General features: G+C 63.9%; 25 protein-coding genes. 16 read left to right on the forward strand and 9 right to left on the reverse strand.

The features are described 5' to 3' along the window. Nucleotides 1-10 precede the first annotated feature (10 nt). Genes ACVNHC_RS02030 through ACVNHC_RS02040 form a run of 3 tightly spaced genes read right to left on the reverse strand, consistent with a single transcriptional unit; the run spans nucleotide 11 to nucleotide 2,443 of the window. Nucleotides 11-256: a DUF4170 domain-containing protein gene (locus ACVNHC_RS02030; protein WP_019963126.1), complete on the reverse strand. Its 246-nt coding sequence runs from the start codon at nucleotides 254-256 to the stop codon at nucleotides 11-13. Between the two features lie 59 nt (nucleotides 257-315). Beyond that, on the reverse strand, nucleotides 316-1,113 hold the full coding sequence (locus ACVNHC_RS02035) for a 3'(2'),5'-bisphosphate nucleotidase CysQ (protein ID WP_050471987.1): 798 nt from the start codon (nucleotides 1,111-1,113) through the stop codon (nucleotides 316-318). Continuing rightward, nucleotides 1,100-2,443: a TldD/PmbA family protein gene (locus tag ACVNHC_RS02040; RefSeq protein WP_457166307.1), complete on the reverse strand. Its 1,344-nt coding sequence runs from the start codon at nucleotides 2,441-2,443 to the stop codon at nucleotides 1,100-1,102. The genes ACVNHC_RS02035 and ACVNHC_RS02040 overlap by 14 nt, the downstream gene beginning before the upstream one ends. A 246-nt stretch (nucleotides 2,444-2,689) precedes the next feature. Between ACVNHC_RS02040 and ACVNHC_RS02045 the strand changes: the two genes are divergently transcribed. Together ACVNHC_RS02045 and ACVNHC_RS02050 are read left to right on the forward strand one after the other, a co-directional pair. Continuing rightward, nucleotides 2,690-3,289, forward strand: coding sequence for a DUF6101 family protein (locus ACVNHC_RS02045; protein ID WP_457166308.1), 600 nt, complete (start codon nucleotides 2,690-2,692; stop codon nucleotides 3,287-3,289). 201 nt (nucleotides 3,290-3,490) lie between these two features. Further along, nucleotides 3,491-4,750 carry a GGDEF domain-containing protein gene (locus tag ACVNHC_RS02050; protein ID WP_058897835.1) on the forward strand — a complete coding sequence of 420 codons (1,260 nt, stop codon included), beginning with the start codon at nucleotides 3,491-3,493 and terminating at the stop codon, nucleotides 4,748-4,750. Between the two features lie 3 nt (nucleotides 4,751-4,753). On the opposite strand, the gene ubiA is transcribed toward ACVNHC_RS02050, so the two are convergent. Beyond that, nucleotides 4,754-5,707 (reverse strand): 4-hydroxybenzoate octaprenyltransferase, encoded by a 954-nt coding sequence (gene ubiA, locus ACVNHC_RS02055; RefSeq protein ID WP_050471990.1) that lies wholly within the window; start codon nucleotides 5,705-5,707, stop codon nucleotides 4,754-4,756. Between the two features lie 127 nt (nucleotides 5,708-5,834). Further along, complete coding sequence (locus ACVNHC_RS02060; protein ID WP_094462318.1) at nucleotides 5,835-6,311, reverse strand: GNAT family N-acetyltransferase; 477 nt, start codon at nucleotides 6,309-6,311, stop codon at nucleotides 5,835-5,837. A gap of 111 nt (nucleotides 6,312-6,422) precedes the next feature. Between ACVNHC_RS02060 and purD the strand changes: the two genes are divergently transcribed. The 5 genes from purD (at nucleotide 6,423) to ACVNHC_RS02085 (ending at nucleotide 11,283) form a co-directional block, all read left to right on the forward strand. After that, nucleotides 6,423-7,685, forward strand: coding sequence for a phosphoribosylamine--glycine ligase (gene purD, locus ACVNHC_RS02065; RefSeq protein WP_457166309.1), 1,263 nt, complete (start codon nucleotides 6,423-6,425; stop codon nucleotides 7,683-7,685). Nucleotides 7,686-7,824: 139 nt separating this feature from the next. Further along, nucleotides 7,825-8,730, forward strand: a complete 906-nt coding sequence (locus ACVNHC_RS02070) for an alpha/beta fold hydrolase (RefSeq protein WP_457166310.1) — start codon at nucleotides 7,825-7,827, stop codon at nucleotides 8,728-8,730. 105 nt (nucleotides 8,731-8,835) lie between these two features. Then, a complete protein-coding gene (locus ACVNHC_RS02075) occupies nucleotides 8,836-9,669 on the forward strand; it encodes a patatin-like phospholipase family protein (RefSeq protein ID WP_050472244.1) in 834 nt (277 codons plus the stop codon). A 141-nt stretch (nucleotides 9,670-9,810) separates the two neighbouring features. Then, on the forward strand, nucleotides 9,811-10,164 hold the full coding sequence (locus ACVNHC_RS02080; protein ID WP_050471993.1) for a hypothetical protein: 354 nt from the start codon (nucleotides 9,811-9,813) through the stop codon (nucleotides 10,162-10,164). Between the two features lie 174 nt (nucleotides 10,165-10,338). Beyond that, complete coding sequence (locus ACVNHC_RS02085; RefSeq protein ID WP_208982602.1) at nucleotides 10,339-11,283, forward strand: MBL fold metallo-hydrolase; 945 nt, start codon at nucleotides 10,339-10,341, stop codon at nucleotides 11,281-11,283. Nucleotides 11,284-11,287: 4 nt separating this feature from the next. Here the strand turns inward: ACVNHC_RS02085 and ACVNHC_RS02090 are convergent, their stop codons facing one another. Next, complete coding sequence (locus ACVNHC_RS02090) at nucleotides 11,288-11,755, reverse strand: nucleoside deaminase (RefSeq protein WP_457166311.1); 468 nt, start codon at nucleotides 11,753-11,755, stop codon at nucleotides 11,288-11,290. Between the two features lie 180 nt (nucleotides 11,756-11,935). Here ACVNHC_RS02090 and ACVNHC_RS02095 point away from each other — a divergent pair, with 180 nt between their 5' ends. From ACVNHC_RS02095 to ACVNHC_RS02105, 3 genes are all read left to right on the forward strand, one after another. Beyond that, a complete protein-coding gene (locus ACVNHC_RS02095; protein ID WP_457166312.1) occupies nucleotides 11,936-13,990 on the forward strand; it encodes a pseudouridine synthase in 2,055 nt (684 codons plus the stop codon). A gap of 11 nt (nucleotides 13,991-14,001) precedes the next feature. Then, nucleotides 14,002-14,562, forward strand: a complete 561-nt coding sequence (gene rsmD, locus ACVNHC_RS02100; RefSeq protein WP_122519406.1) for a 16S rRNA (guanine(966)-N(2))-methyltransferase RsmD — start codon at nucleotides 14,002-14,004, stop codon at nucleotides 14,560-14,562. 758 nt (nucleotides 14,563-15,320) lie between these two features. Continuing rightward, on the forward strand, nucleotides 15,321-16,463 hold the full coding sequence (locus ACVNHC_RS02105; protein WP_457166313.1) for a porin: 1,143 nt from the start codon (nucleotides 15,321-15,323) through the stop codon (nucleotides 16,461-16,463). A gap of 133 nt (nucleotides 16,464-16,596) precedes the next feature. Here ACVNHC_RS02105 and mutL read toward each other — a convergent pair whose 3' ends face one another. Further along, entirely contained in the window at nucleotides 16,597-18,504 is a 1,908-nt protein-coding gene (gene mutL / locus ACVNHC_RS02110) for a DNA mismatch repair endonuclease MutL (RefSeq protein WP_457166314.1), read from the reverse strand. Nucleotides 18,505-18,660: 156 nt separating this feature from the next. Here mutL and ACVNHC_RS02115 point away from each other — a divergent pair, with 156 nt between their 5' ends. Next, nucleotides 18,661-19,533, forward strand: a complete 873-nt coding sequence (locus ACVNHC_RS02115; RefSeq protein WP_122519404.1) for a TIGR01459 family HAD-type hydrolase — start codon at nucleotides 18,661-18,663, stop codon at nucleotides 19,531-19,533. Between the two features lie 67 nt (nucleotides 19,534-19,600). Here the strand turns inward: ACVNHC_RS02115 and ACVNHC_RS02120 are convergent, their stop codons facing one another. After that, entirely contained in the window at nucleotides 19,601-20,281 is a 681-nt protein-coding gene (locus ACVNHC_RS02120) for a protein phosphatase CheZ (protein WP_186393168.1), read from the reverse strand. A 190-nt stretch (nucleotides 20,282-20,471) separates the two neighbouring features. After that, the gene (locus ACVNHC_RS02125) at nucleotides 20,472-20,855 is read right to left on the reverse strand and encodes a response regulator (RefSeq protein WP_019963146.1); all 384 of its coding nucleotides are present in this window, start codon (nucleotides 20,853-20,855) and stop codon (nucleotides 20,472-20,474) included. Between the two features lie 252 nt (nucleotides 20,856-21,107). Between ACVNHC_RS02125 and ACVNHC_RS02130 the strand changes: the two genes are divergently transcribed. From ACVNHC_RS02130 to ACVNHC_RS02150, 5 genes are all read left to right on the forward strand, one after another. Next, entirely contained in the window at nucleotides 21,108-21,566 is a 459-nt protein-coding gene (locus ACVNHC_RS02130; RefSeq protein WP_019963147.1) for a MaoC family dehydratase, read from the forward strand. A 163-nt stretch (nucleotides 21,567-21,729) separates the two neighbouring features. Next, a complete protein-coding gene (locus ACVNHC_RS02135) occupies nucleotides 21,730-22,722 on the forward strand; it encodes a bifunctional riboflavin kinase/FAD synthetase (protein ID WP_457166315.1) in 993 nt (330 codons plus the stop codon). Beyond that, nucleotides 22,719-23,657 (forward strand): DMT family transporter, encoded by a 939-nt coding sequence (locus tag ACVNHC_RS02140; protein ID WP_186393166.1) that lies wholly within the window; start codon nucleotides 22,719-22,721, stop codon nucleotides 23,655-23,657. The genes ACVNHC_RS02135 and ACVNHC_RS02140 overlap by 4 nt, the downstream gene beginning before the upstream one ends. 160 nt (nucleotides 23,658-23,817) lie before the next feature. After that, nucleotides 23,818-24,081 (forward strand): hypothetical protein, encoded by a 264-nt coding sequence (locus tag ACVNHC_RS02145; protein WP_058897844.1) that lies wholly within the window; start codon nucleotides 23,818-23,820, stop codon nucleotides 24,079-24,081. Nucleotides 24,082-24,084: 3 nt separating this feature from the next. Next, nucleotides 24,085-24,417, forward strand: a complete 333-nt coding sequence (locus tag ACVNHC_RS02150) for a hypothetical protein (protein WP_457166316.1) — start codon at nucleotides 24,085-24,087, stop codon at nucleotides 24,415-24,417. The last annotated feature ends 98 nt before the right edge of the window (nucleotides 24,418-24,515 follow it).

The raw sequence follows: 24,515 nt of genomic DNA on the forward strand, positions 1-24,515 counted from the left end.
CAAGAGGCTCTCAGGCGGCGGTTTCCGGGTCCAGCAGGCGGTGCATGTGGACGATGAAATAGCGCATGTGCGCATTGTCGACGGTGGCCTGCGCCTTGCTCTTCCAGGCGGTGTAGGCCGTCGCATAATTCGGGTAGATGCCGACGATGTCGAGCTTTTCGAGATCACGGAAGGTCAGGCCCTCCGGGCTTTCCAGCTCGCCGCCGAAAACCAGATGCAGCAGTTGCTTGGGCTCGTTTCCGGTGCTGTTCGTCACGATGTGCTCCTTGCGTCTTGTCTTCCAGCAGTCTGGCGGCAGTTCAGCGGCGGACGGCTTCAGCGCAGCTTCAGGCCGCGCAGAAAGGCCGAGGCCTTTGCCGACAGCGCTTCACCGGCAGCCACCAGTTCCGGGTGCTGCAGTGTCTTACGGTTATAAAGGCATGCAGCGCCGGACCAGTCCGTCAACCGTCCACCCGCTTCCTGCACCAAAAGATCGGCAGCCGCAAGATCCCAATCATGAGCATTGCCTCCGGCAGCCGCGAGGTCCACATCTCCGGCGGCCACCTTGGCGATGCGGTAGGCCAGCGAGCCGATGGTGCCGGAAGGCACGATGCCGCTTCCTTCGGCAGCCCGGTTGAGCAGACCCTGCGGCCCCAGCAGCGTTGCCCCCGTCAGGTTCTCCCGGACGCTCGCCGTCACCAGCCGCCCGTTGAGGCGGGTGCCGCAGCCCGTGACGGCGCTGAACAGCTCGCCCCGCACCGGATTGAGCAGAACCGCCACCACGGGACGTCCGTCTTCAACCACCGCCAGAGAAATGGTCCATTCGTCCTTGCCCGCGAGAAAGGCCCGCGTGCCGTCGATCGGGTCCACCACGAAGACACGCGCCTTGCCGAGCCGGTCGGGCGTATCCGCCGTTTCCTCGGACAGCCAGCCATAATCAGGCCGGGCGGCGAGCAGCGTCTCGCGCAGATAGGCATCGGCGGCCATATCGGCTTCGGAGACGGGCGAGCTCCCCGCCTTCATCCAGGTCTGCGGATCGCGCCCGAAGAAGCCGAGGGTGATTTCCCCGGCCTTGCGGGCGGCCGCTTCCAGAAGCGCAAGATCCGCCAGAAGGCCAGCGTCAGTTTCCGGCAATGGTCAGATCCTCGATGACGACAGAAGGCGTGGCGGTGGAATAGCGCGCATCCAGGTCATTGGCCGGGCGCATCCGGGCGAACATGTCCTTGAGGTTGCCCGCGATGGTGATCTCGCTGACCGCCTCGACAAGTTCGCCGTTTTCGAACCAGAAGCCGGAAGCTCCGCGTGAATAATCGCCCGTCACGCCATTGGCGCCATGGCCGATCAGATCCGTCACCAGCAGGCCGGAGCCGAGGGCACGCATCATCTCCTCCGGGCTTTCCGTGCCCGGATGCAGCGTCAGGTTCGTGGCCCCGGGCGATGTGCCGGAACCGCCCCGGTGCGCCCGGCCATTGGCGGCAAGACCCAGCTCCCGCGCGGTTGCCCCGTCCAGGAACCAGTGCCGCAGGACACCATCCTCGATCATGTCAAGCGGCAGCGCACCGGTGCCCTCCCCGTCGAAGGGGCGGGTGGCTGCGCCGCGCGGCTTGTGCGGATTGTCGCTGATGCGGATGCCCGGTGCGAAGACGCGTTCGTTCATCCGGTCCTTGAGGAAGCTGGTGCCACGGGCAATGGCCGCGCCATTGATGGCCCCGGCCAGATGCCCCAGCAGGCTACGCGCCGCACGCGCTTCATAAATCACATGCCCCCTGCGGGTGGACAGCTTCTTCGGATTGAGCCGCCGCACCGCCCGCTCGCCCGCACGCTGGCCGATCAGCGCCGGGGCGTCCATATCGGCGAAGAAGGTGCGGGAATCGAAGTCGAAATCCCGCTCCATGGCCGTGCCCTCACCGGCCACCGCCGTCATGGACAGGCCAAAGCGGGAGCTGGTGTAGGAGCCGGTGAAGCCGTGGCTCGTCGCCAGCACCATGCCGCCCAGCCGCCAGGAGGCGCTCGCTCCGCCGGAACGGCTGACACCGGAAACGGACAAGCCAGCAGCCTCGGCGGCCAGCGCCATCTCTTTCAGCTCATCGGCAGACGGCTGATGCGTATCCAGAAGCTCCAGCTCCGGCAGCGTCTTCAGAAGGCGGTTCTCTTCCGCAAGACCGGCATAAGGGTCCTCCGGCGCAACACGGGCCATGGCGACGGCGCGGGCGGCGAGACCGTCCAGGTCCTGCAGCGTGTTGGCAGAGACGGAGGCGGTGCGCCGGCCCACGAAGACCCGCAGGGTAACGTCATCGCCCTCGGCCCGCTCGGTTTCCTCGACCTTGCCTTCCCGCACCTCGACGCCCAGGGAAACACCCGTGATGGCCACCGCATCGCAGGCATCGGCGCCCGCACGGCGCGCAGCCTCCACAAGGCGCGCTGCCCGCTCTTCCAGTACCCGCTTGTCGACGAGATCGCTCATGGCTGGTCTTTTCTCCTTGTCATGCCCCTGTTTAAGGCGCGGGCGCACAGGCGGCAAGACCGGCGTGACCGCCGGGGCGGACAAGCAAAGTAAGTTTTTCCTTAAGTAACTGGTTAGTCTTTGATAACCCTGAATCAGATCATCTTTTCTTAACCACGCCTGTTAAGGCAATGCCCACCGGCTGCTGCGTAGATTGATGTCATTCACGAGGCCCACCGCAAAAACAAGGGTCCGATGGAGAGGCAATTGAGACGTCAGACAGCTATCGACGGAGCATTGGAGGCCGGGGCGGGCCGCGCAGAGCGGCTCGACCCGGCAACCCTCCCCGTCAGGTTCGACACCACCATGAGCGCGCCGCCCGCTGCCGGCAGCGCCCGCGTCGATGCCAGGGTCTATCTGGACCGTGACACCGCCATCATCAAGCGCCCGCTGGCCGGACTGCCGCTGACGCTGGTGGTGCCGCTGAATGTCTTTGAAGGCATTGCCGTGGAAATCCGCCCCGCCGGGCTTCTCGGCACGCTGGTTGCGCGGCTCTTCCTGCGCCATCCCGATCCGGCCCTGTGCCTCACGCTGCGCGAGGCGGACAATGCCGAGGATCTGGCCGAAGACTGGGCCGGCTGGGCCGAAGCGCTCAACCTGCCGCTTCAGATCGTGGAGCCGGACGGCAGCGTCTCGACCATTCAGGATGCCGCGCAGCCGCATTTTCCCGCAAGACCCTGCCTGCGGCGCAAGGTCTACGCCCTCACCGGCCACCGCCCCCGCTTTCTGAACCGCCGCAAGACGGGCCGTGGCCTTGCCCGGCAGCCGGTGCACCGCGGCGAGCGCGAGATCATCGCCCGGCACTGAATGGCCGCCGAACGGCATTCAGCTTAGAAACTGGCAGGCGGCCCTGGGCCGCCTCTTCTGTTTTTATTTATTTATTTGAAAATTCCGGAATTTCTTACCGCCGCGAAAGGCATTTTTTTCAATTTCTACGGGTTTGACCTAACGGATATTTTAGCATTTTCTGCGCTAGATCTGTCACCTTCCGGGCAGGAACAAAGTCATATGCATCTTGATGCCGTTACGCTTTCAACTGCAGTCACGCTCATGCTTCTGATGGGCGCTGGCATGCTGATGCTTGTGTTCCGGTTCTCGATCCGCAGACCAAGCGCCCACGCCGACAGCGTCCGCTACTGGTCTGTTGCTCTCGGCCTCATGGGCGTTGGAGTTTTTCTCGTCAGCCTGCGCGGACACATCCCGGACTTCCCAAGCATTGCGTTTGGCAATGGCATCATTCTGCTGGCGATGAGCTTGCGCCTCAAGGCCATCAAGATGTTCTGGAACCGGCATGAGAGCTGGATGGTCACCGCAGCGCCTGCCACCCTTTGGATGTCCCTGTGCCTCGTGCCCGCGTTCTACAACAACTTCCTGCCGCGTGTAGTCTTGGTCAACGCATTGGTCCTCTTGCTCCTGGTCGTGTCGATCCAGGTCACGCGCAAGTGCAATCATGACCAGCTGAAATCGGCGAACTGGCTCCGCGACAGCATGATCTTCGAGATAATGTCGAAGATGACCATGGTTCTCGGCTTCACCTTCATCGGGCTGGATAGCTTTGAAGCTGCAGTCAAATCCAATCTGACCGCGATCTACCTTCTCACGCTCATCATCTCCACGCTCGCCACCATCATCTCCGCCTTTGCGATGATCATCGAACGGGAGGAGAGGCTGCTGCGGGAACAGGCTCTGCGCGATCCGCTGACGGAGCTGTCCAACCGGCGCGCCTTCTTTAATGATGCGGACCGCTGGCTGGAGAAGCACGCATTTGCCGACAGGCCATTTGCCGTTGCCCTGTTCGATCTGGACCACTTCAAGCAGGTGAATGACCTGCATGGCCATGCCGCCGGCGACGAGATGCTGACGATCTTTGCCGATGCTCTGCGCGAGAACACCCGCAAGGGTGACTATGTGGCCCGGCTCGGCGGCGAGGAATTTGCCATCTTCCTGCCGGATACGGACATACGCACGCTTGAAACGGTTGCAGACCGGCTGCGCGCCGACTTTGCCGAAAAGACCGTGCGCAAATCAGGCGGTGTCCTGCATGTCACCGTCAGTGCCGGGATCGCGGCGGGCAGAAGCGGCGTCAATGGCCTGGAGCAGACGCTGGCGACCGCCGACCATGGCCTCTACGCTGCAAAGCGCGCGGGCCGAAACCGGGTTCGCAACGGACATGACAAGTGCGGCGCGGATCTTCAGGAGCAGAATGAGACCGGAGCCTCCTCCGTCCTCCAGGTGCTGCATCTTCCCGTGGCATCCGCTGCCCAGTAGCCGTTACAGACGGCTGACCAACGCCTCCAGGCAGAACCCGGCAAAAACAATCCAGCCATAACGGTCGTTGGAGCGGAAGAGCTTCAGGCACTGATCGCCATCATCGATATCCAGCACCACGATCTGCCAGAAGAGATGCAGCGCGCCCAGCGCAATGCCGGCAAAGGCAAAGGGCCCTGCATCCGCAAAGGCCGCAGCAAGGGCGAAAAGCACCGTTGCGCCGGAATAAAGCACCACCAGCGCGACTTTCGTCCAGGATCCGAACAGCCTTGCGGTGGAGCGAACCCCCACCAGCGCATCGTCTTCCTTGTCCTGATGGGCGTAGATCGTGTCATAGCCGATCGTCCAGAGAATGCCGCCGGCATAAAGCAGGAAAGGCGCCGTATCGAGCTTGCCGAACAGGGCTGCCCAGCCCATCAGCGCACCCCAGGAGAAGGCAAAGCCGAGGAACAGCTGCGGCCAGTTGGTGAAGCGCTTCATGAAGGGATAGATGGCCACGACGAGCAGCGAGGCGAGGCCGAGCACGATCGTGAACAGGTTGAACTGGATCAGCACCAGTCCGCCCACGAGCGCCTGCAGCGCCATGAAGAGCTTGGCCTGTGCGCGGGTCACCTGCCCGGCGGGGATCGGCCGCGAGCGGGTGCGTTCCACCTGCGCGTCGATCTTCTCGTCCACAAGGTCGTTATAGGTGCAGCCCGCCCCGCGCATGGCCACCGCCCCGATGAGGAACAGCAGGATATGCCAGGGGTTGGGATAGGCATTTCCGGCCGCGACCGCCGCCAGCGCGGAGGACCACAGGCACGGCCACAGCAGCAATTGCCAGCCGATGGGCCGTTCCCAGCGCGCAAGGCGCGCATAAGGCCGGGCCCAGGCGGGCAGTTTGGTGTCGACCCAGTGACGCTTCACAGCATCGGAAACCGGGCCCGTGTCGCGGGTGCCGAAGATCTTGAGACTCATGCCCCTTCGTTACCACGACCCTGCCGCCTCTGGCGAGCCCTTGGCGGCGGACTGAAGCCTTACGTCCGCCATGTAACCAGGTCTTCCAATCCCGTTCCCGGCTGCCAGCCTCATCAAGCATGGGCAGTCATGGCCCCAGATCGTCTTCCTCGCCGATCTCGCGCTCATAGACCTCAAGCGGGCTGCGGCCAAAGCCTTCGGACAGGATCAATCCGGCCGCCACGGAATTCTGCGGCGCAGCAGCCTGGAAATGGCGGATGCCGAAGTCGGCAAGATCGGCGCAGGCCCCGCGCAGAAGACGGCGGCCCAGCCCGCGACCGCGGGCTTCCGGAGCGATGTAGAACTCGCCGAAGAGCGCCAGACGGCCGGCCATTTCCACCGAGTGACGGAAGAACGCCACGGCATAGCCCGCAGGCTGATCCCGGAAATTAGCGAGCCACGCCCGGCCAAGATTTGCATCCACCATCAGCATGCGCAGCGCACTTTCCTGCGCCCGTGTCATCGGCAGCCCCGTTTCACCGCGCATGCGGCCGGCGAGTTCGACAATACGCGGCGCCGTGACAGCCGTTCCAAGCAGCAGCGAAAAACCGCCGGGCCGTATCATCGGGCGCTCTCCGGCGTCTCAGCGGATTGCCGCCCCCGGCCTGCCGTGCTAATCCGCGCCGCAACTCTGGAAGGCCCAGCGGCGATGCCGCGCAGACGTGAGAGCTTGCCCATGAATATTCTCCTCATCGGTTCCGGTGGCCGTGAACACGCCCTCGCCTATGCCATTGCCAAGTCGCCGCTCACCTCCCGGCTCTACGCCGCGCCGGGCAACGCCGGCATTGCCGAAGAGGCGGAACTCGTTGCTCTGGACGTTGCAGACCACGCTGCCGTGATTGCCTTCTGCAAGGAAAAGGCGATCGATTTCGTCGTCGTCGGCCCGGAAGGCCCGCTGGTGGAAGGCATCGTCGATGATCTGGCGGCGGCCGGCATCAAGGCCTTCGGCCCCTCGAAGGCCGCTGCCCAGCTGGAAGGCTCCAAGGGCTTCACCAAGGATCTCTGCGCCGAAGCCAATATTCCGACCGCTGCCTATGGCCGCTTTGCGGACAAGGACAAGGCGCTGGCCTATCTGCGCCAGCAGGGCGCGCCGATTGTTGTGAAGGCTGATGGCCTTGCCGCCGGCAAGGGCGTGGTCGTGGCCATGACGCTGGACGAGGCCGAGGCGGCAGTGAACGCCTGTTTCGACGGCAGCTTCGGCGCAGCCGGGGCGGAAGTGGTGATCGAGGAATTCCTCACCGGCGAGGAAGCCAGCTTCTTCGTGCTGTCCGACGGCAGGACCGCCCTGCCCCTCGTGGCGGCGCAGGACCACAAGCGCGTCTTTGACGGCGACGAAGGCCCCAACACCGGCGGCATGGGCGCCTACACGCCGGCTCCCGTCGCCAGCGATGCCGTCATTGCCCGCACCATGGAGGAGATCATCCTCCCGACCATCGAAACGCTGGCAAAGCGCGGCACCCCGTTCAAGGGCGTGCTTTTCGCAGGCCTGATGATCGGTGAAAACGGCCCGAAGCTGATCGAATACAACACCCGCTTCGGCGACCCTGAATGCCAGGTCATCACCTTGCGCCTCAAGGAGGATCTGCTGCCGCTGCTGATCGCCACCGCAGACGGCACGCTGGACCAGCACACAGCCACCTGGAGCGATGACGTGGCCCTCACCGTCGTCATGGCCGCCAAGGGCTATCCGGGCGCTTACGAGAAGAACACGGAGATCCGCGGTCTTGAAGCTGCGGGCAAGGTCGAAGGCGTCAAAGTCTTCCACGCCGGCACCAAGGCCGACGGCGGGCGCATTCTGGCAACGGGCGGGCGCGTGCTCAACGTCACCGCCACCGGCAGGACCGTCGCCGAAGCCCGCGAGCGGGCGTACAAGGCCGTGGACCTGATCGACTGGCCCGAAGGCTTCTGCCGCCGCGACATCGCCTGGCGCGCGCTCTGAGGACAGATGGCTCAGCACCGGACTGCAGAAGCCCGGCACGGCATCCGCCGTGCCGGGCTTCTTGTTTTCGTGAATAGGCATCTCCCTTGCGCCTGCCCCGCCCTCCGGCCATCCTGTCTTCAGCACAGGAAGGAGCCGGATGATGACAGCACCCGAGGCAGATCTTTTTCCCGGATTTGACGCCAGAATGATTGAGGCTGGCGATGTCCGCCTGTTCTGCCGTATCGGCGGATCAGGGCCAGCCCTGCTGCTGCTTCACGGGTTTCCGCAAAGCCATGTGATGTGGCACCGCATCGCGCCGGAGCTTGCACGGCACTTCACACTGGTGATCCCGGACCTGCGCGGCTATGGCGCCAGCGACGCGCCCGAGGTGGATGCAAGCCTTTATTCCAAGCGGCAGATGGCACAGGACGTGGCTCAATTGATGCGCGGCCTTGGCCATGACCGCTTCATGGTCTGCGGCCATGACCGGGGCGCCCGTGTCACCTACCGGCTGGCGCTGGATCATCCGGAAGCCGTCAGCCGCGCGGCCGTGCTGGATATTCTGCCCACCCATGACTACTGGGCCCGCATGGACCGGCAGTTCGCACTCAAGGTCTATCACTGGGCCTTCCTCGCCCAGCCTGCGCCCCTGCCCGAGACGCTGATCGGCGGCAGCCCGGACTATTACATCGACCACACCATGGCGAGTTGGACGGCGGAGCGAAGCCTTGCGGCCTTCAGCCCTGCCGCCGTGAAGGCCTACCGGGACGCCTTCCGCCAGCCAGCCCGCATCCACGCCATGTGTCAGGACTACCGGGCAGGCGCCACAACGGATCTGGAGCATGACGGCGCCGACATCGCCGCAGGACGCCAGATCGCCTGCCCGCTGCTCGCCCTGTGGGGCACGTCAGGCATTGCGCCGGGCGCAGGCACGCCGCTCGATGTGTGGCGCCGCTGGGCACCTCAGGCGGAAGGTCAGGGCGTGACCGGCGGGCATTTTCTCGCCGAGGAGAACCCGGATGGAACGCTGGCGGCCCTTCTGCCGTTTCTGCAGGGAGGATAAGCGGCGGGCGGTCCTGTCATCTTCCTGCCGGATAAATCACGCAAGACAGGCACAACCCTGATACAGGAATATCTCCCCGCGCAGATGCAGGAAGCGAGTTTCAAGATGACCTACCCCCGGATCGGCCTTGCCCTTGGCGGCGGCGGAGCGCGCGGCATGTCCCATATTCCGGTGTTTCAGGCCTTTGACGATCTGGGCCTGAAGCCCTGCCATATCACCGGTTCATCCATCGGCGCCCTGCTGGGGGCGGGCTATGCGGCGGGCTTGTCCGGCCAGGAGCTTTATGACTATGCGCTTGAAACCTTCCGCCACCGCAATGCGTTGATTGCGCGCCTGTGGCAGCTGCGGCCCAAGCGCTTTACCGACATGTTCGCCGGCGGCATCGCCCAGTTTGACCCGCTGAAGGTGGTCAATCTGTTTGCCGCAGATCTGATCCCCGATCATTTCGCGGACCTGAAGATCCCGCTCACGGTGCTGGCCACCGACTTTTACGGCTGCTGCGAGATTGACATTACCACGGGCCCGCTGCGCCCCGCCATCGCCGCCTCCATCGCCATTCCGGCCGTGTTCCGGGCGGTCGAGATGGGCGGCAGGGTGCTGGTGGATGGCGGCATCGCCAATCCCCTGCCCTTCGACATTCTCCCGGCCGATTGCGGGCTGACAGTTGCGGTGGACGTGGTGGGCGTGCCCGTGCCGCGGCGCACCCACAAGAATGCACCGGCCACACTGGACTCCCTGTTCGGATCCTCACAGATCCTCATGCGTACAATTACTGCAGAAAAGCTCAAGCAAAAACGGCCGGATATACTTGTGCGGCCAGCCGTCGACGACATCCGCGTTCTCGACTTCATGAAGACCCGGACGGTGCTTGAATCCGCAGCTCCGCTGCGTGAGCTTGTGAAGAAACAGCTCTCCGAACTGCTCGAAAAAGCGGCGTAACCCGCCAGAATTCGCGGATCCCGTGTATTCGCAGAGTGTTTTGATATCTTTTCCTGCCATTATTTGACGCGGAATGCCAAATTAACCATTGTTTAATACGCAAGATTGAGAATTTCTCCTGTATCCAGAAGGAGAAACCGCATGACCCGCGTTGCACCCCGGTCCTTGGATGAGGACACCTGCCCGGTCTCGGAAGAGACCTTCCAGCACCTGATGCACCTGAATGCAGCCTCGGCCGCAAGCGCCGCGGGAGACCTGCCGGAAGAGCAGAAAGCCCGGCTTGCCGTGTTCTGCTACCGCAAGGCGCATCTGCGGCCCATCGGGCTGATGATCGCAGCAGGCTGCAGCCTGCGCGCGCTGCTCGACGAGGCCGGTCATGCCGGTGAAATTCTTTACCGCCAGTCCCGCGAGATGCAGGCCAGCCTGCCCTGCGACAAGTTCCAGCCTCAGCGCGGCACAAGGCCGCCGGTAACTCTCTGTGTAATCAAGGGGTAAGGTCTTTCCTCCCGCCTGCCCCCGCCTCGCGCCGCTCCGTCTTCCCCCCAGCCAGACATCCGGAGCGGCGCTTTTTCTTTGCTTTCCCGCCCGGCTCTGACGCAATTGTGAGCTTGTCTGCGAGAGAAACTGGCCTAGGCTTTCCTGTGTCAACGCATCAGGACGGGGTGCGCCATGGTCCGGAAAACCTCCACAAGCCGCAGCAGGTCAGCCCGTTTTGAAGGGCTCCGCGGCAAGAACGAAGCCACCTGGCGCAAGCCGATTGCCCATGTCTGGTCTGCCGCGCTGCTTCTGGCGGGCCTGAGCCTTGCCACTCCGGCTGCCGCAAGCTGCCAGTTGATCGCTTCCGGCCCGCAGGCGCCTCAGACCAGCGGCTGGGTGCTGCCCTCCGGCATCAAGGTCGCCAGCGCGTCGCCGGATCTCGTCCTGCAGTTGGCGCAGGCGCCCTCTCTGGCGCTGGACGAGGTGGGTCTGCGCTACATCGGACACGCGACTTTCGAAATCACCAGCCCCAAGGGCGTGCGCATCGCAACGGATTACAACGACTACGAAAAGCCGGCTGTGCCGCCGCGCGTTGCGACCATGAACAACGCCCATTCCACCCACTTCACCCTCAACCCGGATCCGTCCATCGAGCATGTGCTGACGGGCTGGAACCCGGAGGGTGGCCCCATCCATCACGACATCCGCGTCGAAGACGTGCGCATCCGCAACCTGCCGACCAACGCCCGCGGCTGGGATGGGGAAACACGCGCCTTCGGCAATTCCATCTTCATCTTCGAACTGGCGGACCTATGTATCGCCCATCTCGGCCACCTGCATCACCAGCTGACGCCGGATGATCTGGCCACGCTCGGCCGGATCGACGTGGTGCTGGCGCCGGTGGACAATGCCGCCACCCTGCGCCTCGACAGCCTGATGGCGGTGCTGGACGGCATCAAGCCCAGCGTCGTGGTGCCGATGCATTTCCACTTCGCCGGTGCGCTGGAGCGCTTTCTCGTCCGTGCGGCAAGCGAGGGCTGGGCCGTGACGCCCTATCCCACCTCTGCCGCCGTCCTCTCCCGCAAGGTGCTGCCTGGCGAGCGCACGGTCATGGTGATGATGCCGGGGGGCGGGTAACCCCCTAGTCCTCCCGCCTGCTGCGGAAGAAGTCCTTCAGCAGCTGCGAGGCCTCGGCTTCGGCAAAGCCCGAATAGACCTCAGGTGCGTGATGGCAGGTGGGGCTGGCGTAGAAGCGCACGCCATGATCCACGGCGCCGCCTTTTTCATCCCCCGCCCCATAGTAGAGCCGGCGGATGCGGGCGAAGGAAATGGCGCCTGCACACATCGGGCAAGGCTCCAGCGTGACATAGAGATCGCACTCGGGCAGGCGCTGGGAGGCGAGCGCCTCACAGGCCATGCGGATGACCAGCACCTCGGCATGGGCCGTGGGATCATTGAGTTCCAGCGTGCGGTTGCCCGCCCTTGCCAGAACCTCCCCCTGGCGCACCAGCACGGCCCCCACCGGCACCTCACCGCGTGAAGCGGCCAGACGCGCCTCTTCCAGTGCCATGTCCATGAAGGACGGCACGGGGGCCTTCTGCTCTGCCATCCTGGGCGGTTTCATGTCCGGTAGCGCCGCTATCTCACTGTCTCTCCGCTGCTTTTAGACCAAACTGTGCGGAACGTCAGCCTGTCTCGCGGCGGCAATATTTGCCATGAGCTGCGAATTTTGTGCGGCAGCCGCATTTGCTTGATTCCTAAACCGCGCAAGCTCTGCTATGAGGCGGCCATGACCGGCAATAAAACTCCTTCCCGGCCCCGCGGCAATCGCCCCGGCGGCCCGTCGCGCCGTAACGATGGCGCAGGCTCTTCCTCTTCCGGACGCGGCGACAACCGCGCGCCCGGCAAAGGCTTTTCTGGCCCCCGCTCTTCCGGCCCCCGCTTCGGTGGCAAGAGTGGCCCCCAAGGCGACCGTCAGGGTGACCGCCAAGGTAACCGTCAAGATAACCGTCAGGGCCGCGAAGGCGGCTTCGGCGAGCGCGGCTATGGCCAGCGCGGCGACCGCAATGACGGCGCCCCGCGCGGTGAACGTCCGCAGCGTGAGGGCTGGGCTCCCCGTGGTGGCGACCGTCCGCAGCAGCGTGATGGCTGGGCTCCCCGTGGCGGCGACCGTCCGCAGCAGCGTGAGGGCTGGGCCCCGCGTGGCGGCGACCGTCCGCAGCAGCGTGAGGGCTGGGCCCCGCGTGGCGGCGACCGCCCCTATCGTGACGACCGCCCGATGCGCAACGACCGGCCCAAGCGCGCAGACAGCAAGCCTGCGCCCAAGCGCCAGGCGGCGCCCAAGCCGCAGGCCGTGCGCGTTGCGCCCGAAGTGTCGTCCCATGACGGCGAGCGTATCGCCAAGGTGATGGCCCGCGCCGGGCTGTGCTCGCGCCGCGATGCGGAAGTGTGGATCACGAACGGCCGCGTCAGCGTCAACGGCACCGTGCTGACCACTCCGGCCATCACCGTGACGGAAGACGATATCATTCTGGTGGATGGCGAGCCGCTGCCACAGAAGGAGCGCACCCGCCTGTGGCTCTATCACAAGCCGCGTGGCCTGGTGACGACCAACTTCGACCCGGAAGGCCGTCCGACCGTCTTCGAGAAACTGCCCGAGGACCTGCCGCGCGTGGTGTCCGTCGGCCGCCTCGACATCAACACCGAAGGCCTGCTGCTGCTGACCAATGACGGCGGCCTTGCCCGTGTGCTGGAACTGCCCGCCACCGGCTGGCTGCGCCGCTACCGCGTGCGTGCCTTTGGCGAGATCACGCAGGACCAGCTGAACGCGCTGGCCGATGGCGTTGCCATTGACGGCGTGCTTTACGGCGGCATCGAAGCTGTGCTCGACAAGACGCAGGGCGACAACGTCTGGCTGACGCTGGGCCTGCGCGAGGGCAAGAACCGCGAAGTCAAGCGCGTGCTGGAGCATCTGGGCCTGTCGGTCAACCGGCTGATCCGCCTGTCCTTCGGTCCGTTCCAGCTTCTCGACCTGCCCGAGGGCGAGGCCCGCGAAATCAAGGGCCGCGTGCTGCGCGACCAGCTGGGCGACAAGCTGGCGGAAGCCGCAGGGGCTGACTTCGAGGCTCCGGTGCTGACCCAGGCCGCTCCGAAGGAAGAGCCGAAAAAGAAGAAGCCGCAGCAGCAGGGTCAGAAGACCCGCGGCGAGTGGATGACCGCCCGTGACGGTGCACAAGCCGTGAACCGCCCCAAGGGCCCGCGCAAGCCGCGCCCTGAAGGCGGCGAGCGCAGCTTTGGTGCCAGAGACGGCGGACGTGATGGCAACCGGGAGGGCGGCAAGCGTGAAGGTGGCGAGAGCCAGCGTCCGCAGAAGATCTCCCCGCGCAGCCGCTTCCGCCTGACGCGTGAGCCTTCCGTCCGCAAGGCTGAAGACGAGCGTCCGCAGCGCACCGCCCGCCCCCGCCGCATCTGGGGGGCAGAGGGCCTCGTTGAGGACAAGCAGCAGGAACAGCGCACCGGCCGTGACCGCAAGCCCGCCTTCCGTGACCCGGATGACCGGCCGATCCGTCCCCGCGAGCGTTCCGAGCGCCCTGACCGTCCGGAGCGGCGCGAGCGCCCCGAAGGCGGCAGCCGTTTCGAACGCCCTGCAGGCGGTAGCCGCTTCGAGCGCAATGACCGGCCTGAGCGCGGCCCGCGTGAGGATCGCGGTCCCCGTCCGGACCGCGGCAACCGGCCTGACCGTGGAAACCGTCCCGTTCGCAGCGGCCCTGCACGCAGCGGCCCCGGCGGGCCGAAGCGCGGCGGTGGCGGCGGCGGTGGCTTCAAGCCCCGTTCGCGCGGCTGAGAGGACCGGTGATGCGCATCGTTGCCGGACGGTTCAAGGGCGCAAGCCTTGCCACGCCGAAGTCGGACGCCACGCGCCCGACTTCCGACCGGCTGCGCGAAACCATCTTCAACATCCTGCTGCATGGCGTTGGCGCGGATCTTGAGGGCGCACGGGTGCTGGATCTGTTTGCCGGCACAGGCGCCCTCGGCTTCGAAGCCATCAGCCGCGGCGCAAAACACGCCACCTTCGTTGAGGAAGGCGCGGATGCGCGCGGCGTGATCCGCCGCAACATGGAAGCCTTCGGCCTCAACGGCGCCGCCAAGATCCTGCGCCGGGATGCCACGAAACTGGGGGCTGCCGGAACAATCGAGCCGTTTGACCTGCTCTTCGCCGACCCGCCTTATGACAAGGGCCTCGGCGAACTGGCCCTGGCCTCTGCCCGCGAGGGCGGCTGGCTGGCCGGTGGCGCCATCTGCGTTCTGGAAGAGCGGGCTGGCAACACGGTTACGCTTCCCGCTGGCTTCGAGCTTCTCGATCAGCGCACAAGCGGCGACAGTCAGGTGCTCTTCGCGCGCTGCATGCCGTCATAGGGGCGCCTTCCCGCCGTCAGGGCCGTCTGGCGGCACAGGAAGTTTCTGCCGCGGCCGGGTGCGCCGCAGGATCCGGCCCAGCCGCACCGGGGCCCTGTCTTCCAATGTGTGAAACAGGCCATTCAGCCGCAGAAAGCGCCGCCGCAGCCGCCGCAAAAGGCGCACAGCCCAGGGGCTGGCGGCAAGGATCATCACCAGGCCGAGGACCAGCAAGGGCAATCCGGTTGGCAAGGGCAAGGGTAGAGTGAGCCCTCCTGCAAGCAGGAGCGGAAGCGCGGCCAGCCAGACAATGCTTTTCATTTGAACCTGAAGTCTCCCAGCCGGGTGGCGTCAGCCGCCTGCGGACAATGCCGCACCGCCTGCCGTGCCGCACGGCCTCCTTGCGGCGCTTCCATGCCACGCATGCAAGACAGGCAGATGACGGAAAATTCCTCCCGCCGGAATCCACCACGGCCAGCCGCGCCCATCTCTTCATCATACGGCTAAAACAGAGGCACGCAGCACCTTACTTGGCTGCCAGCGCTTTCGGCTTGCTGCATCTTTTATAGCCGAAACAACCCCGGAAAAGCTGTTTCGTGTCTTTTTTGCATCTACGCGGCCAAATAAGTAAACGGCCTGTTTTGCCCGATTTTCTTTTTCAGGAGCCGGCGTATCATCTTCCTATTGAATGTCGACTCACGCGTCCCAGCGGCCCCGGCACGGACAGCTGGCTCATTGGGAAGGATCTCTGAATGCGCAGTGTACGCCTGATTTCTGCAATGACACTCTTGGCAGCCTCGTCTGCAGGCACTCTTGCTGCCGATCTTCCGGCCGCTCCCGAGCCGGTTGATTACGTCCGTGTCTGTGATGCCTATGGAACCGGTTTCTTCTACATCCCGGGCACCGAGACCTGCCTGCGCGTGGAAGGCCGTGTCCGCGCCGAATACCGTTTCGACAATTTCGGTAACCGCGACAACTCCTGGGACGACCGCGCGGACTTCGGCACCTACACCCGCGCCCGCGGCACCATCCGCCTGGATGCGCGTACGAACAGCGAATACGGGCTCGTCCGCGCCTACATCGACACCTACTTCGAGAACAATTCGAACGACGGGACCGGTACCGGCACCACGCTGGAACATGCCTTTGTGCAGTTCGGCAACTTCACCTTCGGCCGCACCGCGTCCATGTATGACTTCTGGACCGGCTATTCCTACGGCAACTTCCAGACCCAGTATACGGATGTGCGCAACTGGGTTGCCGCCTATACGGCCGACCTCGGCAACGGTCTGACCACCACGGTTTCGATCGAAGACGGCACCACCCGCCGCTGGAACCTTGAGGGCGGTTCCGCCACCTATGCCGGCCACCGCCTGCCGGATCTGGTTGCCAACCTGCGCATCGATCAGGCCTGGGGTTCCGCCCAGATCATGGGCGCCCTGCATGAAACCCGCTTTGAAGACACCGACGCGAAGACCAAGGTTGGTTATGCCATTGGCGCGGGTGTGCAGATCAATGTGCCCTTCCTGGGGGCAGGCGATGCCGTCGCTCTGCAGGCCATGTATGGCAATGGCGCATCCGGCTACGTTCTCGACAGCTGGGATGACGCCATCACCGATGCGACGCTGGATGGCACCAAGACCAAGACCACCAAGGCCTGGGGCATTGGTGCGGGCTACCTGCATAACTTCAATGAGCAGTGGGACGCCAACATTGAAGGCGGTTACTACTCGGCCGATGCGGCTGGCTCTGCCAACGACTTCAAGCAGTGGGGCGCCAACTTCAACGTCAACTGGAAGCCGATTTCCGACTTTTCCATCGGCACCGAGTTCGCCTACCGCAGCTTCGACTACAACCGCAACTCGGCCCGCCGTGACCGCGACGAGTTCTACACCACGATCCGCGTCGAGCGCGTGTTCTGATGATGAAACGGGGTGGCATGGTGCGCCTGCGCCATGCCCCGTCCTGACACAGTCTCTCCCAGGACGAGACCAGAGGGCCGCCACCGTGCGGCCCTCTTCTTTTTGGAGCAGGTCCTGCCCCCGAACCGGATCGCTACTTCCGGCCGAACAGCTTTTCGATATCGGAGAGTTTCAGCTCGATCCATGTCGGCCGGCCGTGGTTGCACTGGCCGGAAAGCGGCGTTGCCTCCATCTCGCGCAGCAGCGCATCCATCTCTTCCGGACGCATGCGGCGGCCGGCGCGGATGGAGCCGTGGCAGGCCATCGTCGCGGCCACGTGGTCGAGCTTTTCCTTGAGGCCTGAGGCGGTTTCCCACTCGGTCAATTCGTCGGCCAGATCCTGCACCAGCGCCCGGATGTTGAGCGATTTCAGCATGGCAGGTGTTTCCCGCACGGCAATGGCACCGGGGCCGAAGGGCTCCAGCACCAGCCCGGCAGCCTCCAGTTCATCCGCATGTTCGGCCAGCCGGTGCACGTCCTCCTCCGGCAGCTCGACGATTTCCGGGATCAGCAGCATCTGCCGTGGCACGTCACGGGCGGCCAGCATTTCCTTCAGCCGCTCATAGACCAGCCGCTCATGCGCGGCATGCTGGTCAACGATGACAACCCCGTCCATGGTCTGGGAGATGATGTAGGTCTCGTGCACCTGCGCGCGCGCTGCTCCCAGTGGGCGGCTCATGTTTTCCTGGCCTGCCGGCTCGCTATGCGCCCGCGCATCCGCCGAGGGCAGTACGATATCCGCCAGGGCGGCCTGAGCAGCTTCGGCAAAGCCCTGTGCTCCGGCCGGAGCCGCATCGTCCTCCGAGGGCCGGTAGGCGGAACTGCGCCAGTCCCAGCCCCCCTGCGGCTGGGCAGGCCTTGAGGCGGGACGCCAGCCCCCTCCACCATAACTGCCCTGATAGGCGGCGGAGCGCTGCGGGCCGCTTCCTGGCGCCTCACCCATACCCGGCGCCATGCCGGTCCGCAGAGCCTCCATGGCAGCCGCGGCATTGGAGGTGGACGACCGGTGGCCTGCCATCACCAGAAACTGCTTGATCGACCCGACGAGCAGTCCGCGCACCAGCTGCCCGTCACGGAAGCGCACATCGGCCTTGGCCGGATGCACATTCACATCCACCAGAGCCGGGTCCAGATCGATATAGAGCACCACGACCGGATGCCGGTCACGGGCCAGCACATCCGCATAGGCGCCGCGCAGGCCAGACAGCAGCAGCTTGTCGCGCACCGGGCGCCCGTTGACATAGAAGAACTGCTGCTGTGCCGTGCCCTTGTTATAGGTGGGAAGGCCGGCAAAACCGGTCAGGCGCACGCCCTCCCGCTCTGCCGTGATCTCCATGGCATTGTCGAGAAACTCCTTGCCCAGCACCTGAGCCAGCCGCGCCATGCGCGGATCCTCGCCGCGCGCTGCTGGCCAGCTTTGCGCGGTCCGGTCCGAGCCGGACAACTGGAATCCAACCTCCGGATAGGCCAGCGCGATGCGGCGGACCACATCCGTTACGGCGGCGGCTTCCGCCTTGTCGGTCTTGAGGAATTTCAGGCGGGCGGGCGTGGCAAAGAAGAGATCGCGCACTTCCACCTGCGTACCCTTGTGCCGGGCAGCCGGATGCACATCGCTCTCCGTTCCGCCCTCCACCTCGATGCGCCAGGCATGAGGCTCCTGCGCATGGCGGGTGGTGATGCCCAGCCTTGCGATGGAGCCGATGGAGGGCAAAGCTTCGCCCCGGAATCCGAGGGTGCGGATGTCGAAGAGGTCTTCCTCATGCAGCTTGGACGTACAATGGCGGTGCACGGCCAGCGCCAGATCGGCGGCCGTCATGCCAAAGCCATCGTCGGAGACGCGCATCAAGGTCTTGCCGCCTGCGGCGGTTACGATGTCGATGCTGGAGGCGCCCGCATCGACCGCATTCTCCACCAGTTCCTTGATCACGCTGGCGGGCCGTTCGATCACCTCGCCTGCCGCGATACGGTTGATCACCGCCTCGCCCAGTTGTCTGACTGCCATCTGCCCGTCCTGTGGCGCCTGCCTGCTGATGCCTGATTGGAGCGCCTGTTATGCCCGGTTTCTCCCGCGCGCGGCTTCGTATATTGTCCGCCAGCCTGCGCGGGACAACCTCCCGATTCCCGCCAATGTTACCAGATCAGCCCGGAAGAGGCCCCCATGAACGCAACAGCCCCCCTGCTCATCCCCGGCCTCGGTGCCATTGCGCCTGATTACAGGGGCATTCTCAGCGATGTCTGGGGCGTGCTGCACAATGGTGTCGCCGCCTTTCCGGCCGCGCATGAGGCGCTGACCCGCTTCCGCCAGGAGCAGCGCGGCACGGTGGTGCTCATCACCAACGCTCCCCGGCCGGCCGAGCCGATCCACGAGCAGTTGGCCATGCTTGGCGTGCCGCGTCATGCCTATGATGATATCGTCACATCCGGCGACGTCACCCGCCACCTGCTGATCAGCAGCACGGAGCGCAAGTGCTTCCACATCGGCCCGGAGCGTGACCTCAGCCTCTATGACGGCACAGGGCTTGAGATTGTGAGCGAGGCAGATGCCGATCTGATCAGCTGCACCGGCCTCTTTGATGACGAGACCGAGACCCCGGACGACTACCGGGATCAGCTGGAGGCTCTTGCTGCACGCGGTCTGCTGATGGTCTGTGCCAATCCGGATATCGTGGTGGAGCGCGGCGACAAGCTGATCTGGTGCGCCGGTGCCCTTGCCCGTCTCTATGAGGATCTGGGCGGCCGCGTCACCCTGCCGGGCAAGCCGCACAAGCCGATCTATGATGCGGCACTTGCCCGCCTGCAGCAGATCCAGGGCGCGGACTTCGACCGTTCCAAGGTGCTGGCCATCGGTGACGGCCTGCCGACGGACATTCGCGGCGCAGACGCCCAGAACCTGGACGTGCTGTTCATCACCGGCGGCATCCATGCCTCGGATTTCGGCCCGGTCGATACGCCGGATGAGGCGCTGATCCGCCGGCGCCTCGCGGAAGAGGGCTTCTCCGCCCGCGCCGCCCTGCCGCGCCTCAGCTGGTAACCGATCCAAAGCAAAGGGCCGTAGCGTCACCGCTACGGCCCTTTTTGATTCGAAAGTCAGTCAGACGTCAGCCGAACAGCTTGTCGATGTCGTCCTGAGAACCGCCACCGCTCATCATGGCGTCAATATCGTCCTGCGACACGCCTTCACCGGCCATCTGCGGTCCATGCAGGATCAGCTCGCGCTTGCGGCGATCGGCTTCGGTTTCCTCGGCCGCCGGTTCCATCGTTTCCACGATGCGCAGCTTTTCAACGAAGGCGGAGACGCGCTGGTCGATGTAGTTGAGGGTGCCCACGACCTTGGAAATGCGCTGCCCGGTGATGTCCTGGAAGGCGCAGGCCTCGAAGATCTCGATCATCTTGTTGTTGACGAGTTCCTGATAGGCCAAGCCATCCGACGTGTCGGCGCCCATGATTTCCTCGGCAGCCGTCATGATCGTGTGCGTTGCCGATTCGGTCGCCTCGACGATGGCATCGAGTTCGCGCCCGGCATCGGGAATCTTCTGCTGCTTCATGTCATTGGCACGCAGCGCGGTGATTTCTTCCTTCATCCGCGTGATTTCGCCAGCGATTGCCTTCAGCTCGCCAGTCACTGCCGGCTGCACCGCCAGCAGAAAATCATGCATGGAGCCGCTCATGACTTCGGCAAGCTGCATGACGTCATTCAGGCCAACTTCCCCGTCACGGCTTTTGTTTTTTTCCAAAAACTCGATGACGCGGACCACGTTCTCTTTTGTCATTGTGGCCATTGTTCTGCCCTCCAGTTGGGTAGCCAGCACCGTTGGCCCGTTCTGCTGCCTGGAACGGGACCTCCCTCTGCACCATTTTCCGGAGTGCCATCCGGGCAATGACAGACGTGAGAAAATCGGTCTGACCCGTCACTCAGGCGGACGTGGCTGCGAGAGGAGCAGCGCAGTCCGCCGGGGTGAGCGAAATCTGTCAGTCTGCGAAGACCGCTTCGATCTTGCCCTTCAGCGTCTGCGCGTTGAACGGCTTCACGATATAGTTGTTCACGCCGGCCTTCTTGGCGGCGATCACGTTTTCGGTCTTGGACTCGGCAGTCACCATGATGAACGGCGTCTTGGAGAGACTTGCGTCAGCGCGAACCTGCTTGAGCAGCTCGTAACCGGTCATCGGTTCCATGTTCCAGTCGGAGATGACCAGGCCATACTTGCGCTGCTTCATCTTCTCCAAGGCTTCCGTACCATCGGCTGCATCGTCGATATCTTCAAAACCAAGCTGCTTCAGCAGGTTCCGGATAATCCGGATCATGGTCTTGTAATCATCGACCACCAGGACCGGCATCGAAAGGTCAAGGGCCATTGTCTACTCCATACTGTCAATTACAGGGCCCACCCTCTGGGCCGGAAATGACGAGATCTGACGTTTCAGGAGGAAGACACGATGATCGTGTTCCCACCTCCCCATACTTGGGCAATCTAAGCGGTTCCCCTGAAAAGACCGTTAATAGCGCAAGGCATTTTCTTCCCCCAAAGGCGTATTGTGTCCGAGCACTCTGCCCCATAGCGTGCGTACCGGTATTTAAGGGCACGTTTCTGGTATTGGGAGGCAAAAATGCTTGAGCTGCGTCAGCTTTGCTACGAGGACCTGAGCGAGGGCATGAGCGAGACTCTGACGAAGCACGTGAGCGCATCTGATATTGTCGGCTTTGCCGAGGTGTCCGGTGACCGCAATCCTATTCACTTGTCTGAGCATTTTGCCGCACGCACGCCCTTCCGGACGCGCATCGCCCATGGGCTTTATACTGCGAGCCTTATCTCAGCCTTGCTTGGCACGCGCCTTCCCGGCCCCGGCGCGATTTATCTTTCCCAGACCCTGAATTTCAAGGCACCGGTGCGGATCGGTGATGACGTGACGGTGGAGGTGAAGGTCGCGGAGCTTCTGCCCAAGGGCAACCGGGCCCGGCTTTCCTGCATCTGCCGGGTTGGGGAGACGGTGGTTCTGGAAGGCGAAGCCATGGTCAAGGTCCCCGCCCGGGGGACCGAGCGGGACTTTCCCGGGCACCAGAGCTGAGGGTGCAGACAGCACGGACGGCGGCCAAAGTGCGCTTGACGAAAGGCCGTGAAAACGGCAGGGTCCGGCAAATCCTGACGCAGGCATTTTCCACGCGTCAGGCCGCATGTTTCATGTCTGCTGCAGATCAGCCTGCAGTCCAGCCCGCAGGTTCTCATCTCTGATGACCGTTACGCCTTTCTCAGTTGTCGAGGATCTGGCCTCGTTACCGGCGCACCTCAAGAGCAGCGCCGTTGCCATTGGCAACTTTGATGGTGTGCACCGGGGCCACAGGGCCGTACTGCAGGCGGCGATTGATGAAGCACACGGCCACGGACGGCCTGTCATTGCCATGACGTTCGAGCCGCATCCCCGTTCGGTCTTTGCCCCGCATGTGCCGCTCTTCCGTCTGACGCCCGCCCATGTGAAGGCGGAGGTGATGGAAGCGCTTGGCCTCGACGGGCTGATCGTGCTGCCCTTCACCCGCGATTTCGCCAGCCTTGAGGCAGAGCGTTTCGTCGAGGAAATCCTGATCGGCGCCCTCGGCATCCGCCACGCGGTCACCGGCTATGATTTCCACTTCGGCAAGGGCCGGGCCGGCACGCCGGACTTCCTGCGTGCCTCCGGCGAAAAGCACGGCTTTGGCGTCACCATCGTTACGGCGGAAAATGACGAGAGCGGCGAAGTCATTTCCTCTTCCCGCATCCGTGCAGCCCTTGCAGAAGGGGATCTGGCACTGGCCAACGGCCTGCTTGGCTACCGCTGGTTTGCCGAGGCCGAGGTGCGCCATGGCGAAAAGCGCGGCCGCGATCTCGGCTATCCCACCGCCAACCTGCGCCTTGCCGATGATTGCACGCTGAAGCACGGCATCTATGCGGTGCGGGTCGAAGTGGACGGCCAGCGCCATGACGGCGTTGCCAGTTTCGGCCGCCGCCCGACCTTCGACAATGGGGCGCCACTGCTGGAAGTGTTCCTGTTCGATTTTTCCGGCGATCTCTATGGCAAGACGCTGCGGGTGCGATTCGTCTCCTACCTGCGGGCCGAGGAGCGCTTTGACAGCAGCGCGGCACTGATTGCGCAGATGGACCGGGACAGCGCCGAAGCCCGCGCGGCCCTTGCCAGCATACAACCCCTGTCGGCCCTCGATCTGGCGCTTGGCGCCGTGCCCCTGTCATGACGGGCGCACCCTCGCCTGCCAGCCGGATTTCAAGCAAGGCCGATATTCTGCAGGGCATCCTGCTGATGACTCTGGCGATGATCATCGTGCCAGGCATGGACACGGTGGCGAAATACCTGTCTGCCACGGTCGCGCCGCTGCTCATCGGCTTCGGGCGTTTCTTCTTCCAGGCTGTCTTTACCCTGCTCGGCGCATTGATGATGACCGGCGGCTTGCGCACCCTGATGCCGAAGCGCTGGGGCATCAACATGCTGCGCGGCATTTTTCTGGCCGGCGCCACCTTCGCCTTCTTTACTGCCTTGAAGGTGATGCCGGTTGCCGATGCGATTGCCATCTTCTTCATCCAGCCGATGGTACTGACCGCTCTTTCCGCCATTTTCCTGAAGGAGCAAGTCGGCCCGCGCCGCTGGGCGGCCGTGGTGGTGGGGCTGATCGGGGCGATCATGATCATCCGCCCGGGCTTTGATGCCTTTGGCGCGGCCGCACTGCTGCCGATGGTCACCGCCTGCCTGTTTGCGCTTTACCTGCTGACGACCCGCATTCTGGCGGGTGAGGACAGCATGCTGTCCATGCAGTTCACGACTTCGCTGGGGGGCGGCCTGACGCTGGCCATCGTCATTGCGGTGATTGCCGCTTTTGGCGTGGAGACGACGGGCATTATCGTGGCCATGCCCAACAGCATCGAAATGTCGCTGCTCTTTGCCATCGGAGCCATTTCCTTTGTGTCGCACGGGTTGATCGTGAAGGCTCTGGCCCTGGCGCCAGCGTCGGTCATTGCTCCGTTCAACTATCTGGAAATCGTCAGCGCCACCCTGTTCGGCTTTCTGGTCTTCGGCGACTTTCCTGATCTGATGACCTGGGCCGGCATCGCGCTGATCGTTGCCAGCGGCATCTACATTGCCCACCGGGAACGGCGCAGGGCGGCACAGGGCTGAGACCTCCGCCCTGAAGCGGCATTTTCAAACATCTCAACCGGGAATTGTTCTGGTAATTTGATCCAGATCAATTCACTTTTGTGAAATTTTCCCATCAATAGCTTCCGCAGGGTTACTTTTAAAAAAACGAAGAACCTGCAAGCAAACATGGGAGATAAACATGAGCAATATCAGCAAGGCAACTGGTGAGGCTGCAAAAGGACTTGTCGGCGGCGCGATGGAAGGCGCTCTCCAGGCAGGCGAGAAGATCGGTGAAAAGATCAATGAAGCCGTGGAGGCCTACCACGGGATGCGGGAGGCTCAGGCACAACAGGCCAACGCCGAACGTGAAGCTGAACTCCAGCAGCGCGTGGTTGAGGAAAAGCGCCGCAATCCAGACCGTAGCGTCCAGGAGATCCGGGAGGAGGTGGAACGGGGAGGCTGAGCCATGGGCCGTAACGACCCGCGCCATCCTGACACCAGGCATCAGGGCCCAGGACATGAATGTCCGGAATGCCATGGGACGGGTATCGTGATGGTCTTTCCGCACAGATCCGGCGCGCATCCGCTCAAGGACTTCTATGAGCGGAGCAAAATGCAGGAGATGGCCATGCCATACTCGGAACGCTGTGGATTTTGCGGTGGAGACGGCTGGATCAGTCCGCGGGAGGAGCTGGTTGCCGGCGCATCCGATCCGCGAGACTGGATCAATGACAAGCGGGAACTGGCCCGCATCATTCGGGGAAGCCAGCTTGACAAGCCGCCGCGTCCAGACCGCTGATCCTTACGACCGGAGCAGGCCCGTCATCCGATGGGCCTGCTTGCCTATTGTTCGAGTGAATTTGACCCGGCTGTGATTCCAGCATTTGCCGCTTTATT

The sequence above is a fragment of the Pannonibacter sp. Q-1 genome, assembly GCF_054073275.1.

Excerpts from the sequence above, each read along its gene's own strand:
- ACVNHC_RS02040 (WP_457166307.1), bottom strand. The coding sequence starts at position 2,443 with ATGAGCGATCTCGTCGACAAGCGGGTACTGGAAGAGCGGGCAGCGCGC.
- ACVNHC_RS02050 (WP_058897835.1), top strand. The coding sequence starts at position 3,491 with ATGCATCTTGATGCCGTTACGCTTTCAACTGCAGTCACGCTCATGCTT.
- ubiA (WP_050471990.1), bottom strand. The coding sequence starts at position 5,707 with ATGAGTCTCAAGATCTTCGGCACCCGCGACACGGGCCCGGTTTCCGAT.
- ACVNHC_RS02060 (WP_094462318.1), bottom strand. The coding sequence starts at position 6,311 with ATGATACGGCCCGGCGGTTTTTCGCTGCTGCTTGGAACGGCTGTCACG.
- purD (WP_457166309.1), top strand. The coding sequence starts at position 6,423 with ATGAATATTCTCCTCATCGGTTCCGGTGGCCGTGAACACGCCCTCGCC.
- ACVNHC_RS02070 (WP_457166310.1), top strand. The coding sequence starts at position 7,825 with ATGATGACAGCACCCGAGGCAGATCTTTTTCCCGGATTTGACGCCAGA.
- ACVNHC_RS02075 (WP_050472244.1), top strand. The coding sequence starts at position 8,836 with ATGACCTACCCCCGGATCGGCCTTGCCCTTGGCGGCGGCGGAGCGCGC.
- ACVNHC_RS02080 (WP_050471993.1), top strand. The coding sequence starts at position 9,811 with ATGACCCGCGTTGCACCCCGGTCCTTGGATGAGGACACCTGCCCGGTC.
- ACVNHC_RS02085 (WP_208982602.1), top strand. The coding sequence starts at position 10,339 with ATGGTCCGGAAAACCTCCACAAGCCGCAGCAGGTCAGCCCGTTTTGAA.
- ACVNHC_RS02090 (WP_457166311.1), bottom strand. The coding sequence starts at position 11,755 with ATGGCAGAGCAGAAGGCCCCCGTGCCGTCCTTCATGGACATGGCACTG.
- ACVNHC_RS02095 (WP_457166312.1), top strand. The coding sequence starts at position 11,936 with ATGACCGGCAATAAAACTCCTTCCCGGCCCCGCGGCAATCGCCCCGGC.
- rsmD (WP_122519406.1), top strand. The coding sequence starts at position 14,002 with ATGCGCATCGTTGCCGGACGGTTCAAGGGCGCAAGCCTTGCCACGCCG.
- ACVNHC_RS02105 (WP_457166313.1), top strand. The coding sequence starts at position 15,321 with ATGACACTCTTGGCAGCCTCGTCTGCAGGCACTCTTGCTGCCGATCTT.
- mutL (WP_457166314.1), bottom strand. The coding sequence starts at position 18,504 with ATGGCAGTCAGACAACTGGGCGAGGCGGTGATCAACCGTATCGCGGCA.
- ACVNHC_RS02115 (WP_122519404.1), top strand. The coding sequence starts at position 18,661 with ATGAACGCAACAGCCCCCCTGCTCATCCCCGGCCTCGGTGCCATTGCG.
- ACVNHC_RS02120 (WP_186393168.1), bottom strand. The coding sequence starts at position 20,281 with ATGGCCACAATGACAAAAGAGAACGTGGTCCGCGTCATCGAGTTTTTG.
- ACVNHC_RS02125 (WP_019963146.1), bottom strand. The coding sequence starts at position 20,855 with ATGGCCCTTGACCTTTCGATGCCGGTCCTGGTGGTCGATGATTACAAG.
- ACVNHC_RS02130 (WP_019963147.1), top strand. The coding sequence starts at position 21,108 with ATGCTTGAGCTGCGTCAGCTTTGCTACGAGGACCTGAGCGAGGGCATG.
- ACVNHC_RS02135 (WP_457166315.1), top strand. The coding sequence starts at position 21,730 with ATGACCGTTACGCCTTTCTCAGTTGTCGAGGATCTGGCCTCGTTACCG.
- ACVNHC_RS02140 (WP_186393166.1), top strand. The coding sequence starts at position 22,719 with ATGACGGGCGCACCCTCGCCTGCCAGCCGGATTTCAAGCAAGGCCGAT.
- ACVNHC_RS02145 (WP_058897844.1), top strand. The coding sequence starts at position 23,818 with ATGAGCAATATCAGCAAGGCAACTGGTGAGGCTGCAAAAGGACTTGTC.
- ACVNHC_RS02150 (WP_457166316.1), top strand. The coding sequence starts at position 24,085 with ATGGGCCGTAACGACCCGCGCCATCCTGACACCAGGCATCAGGGCCCA.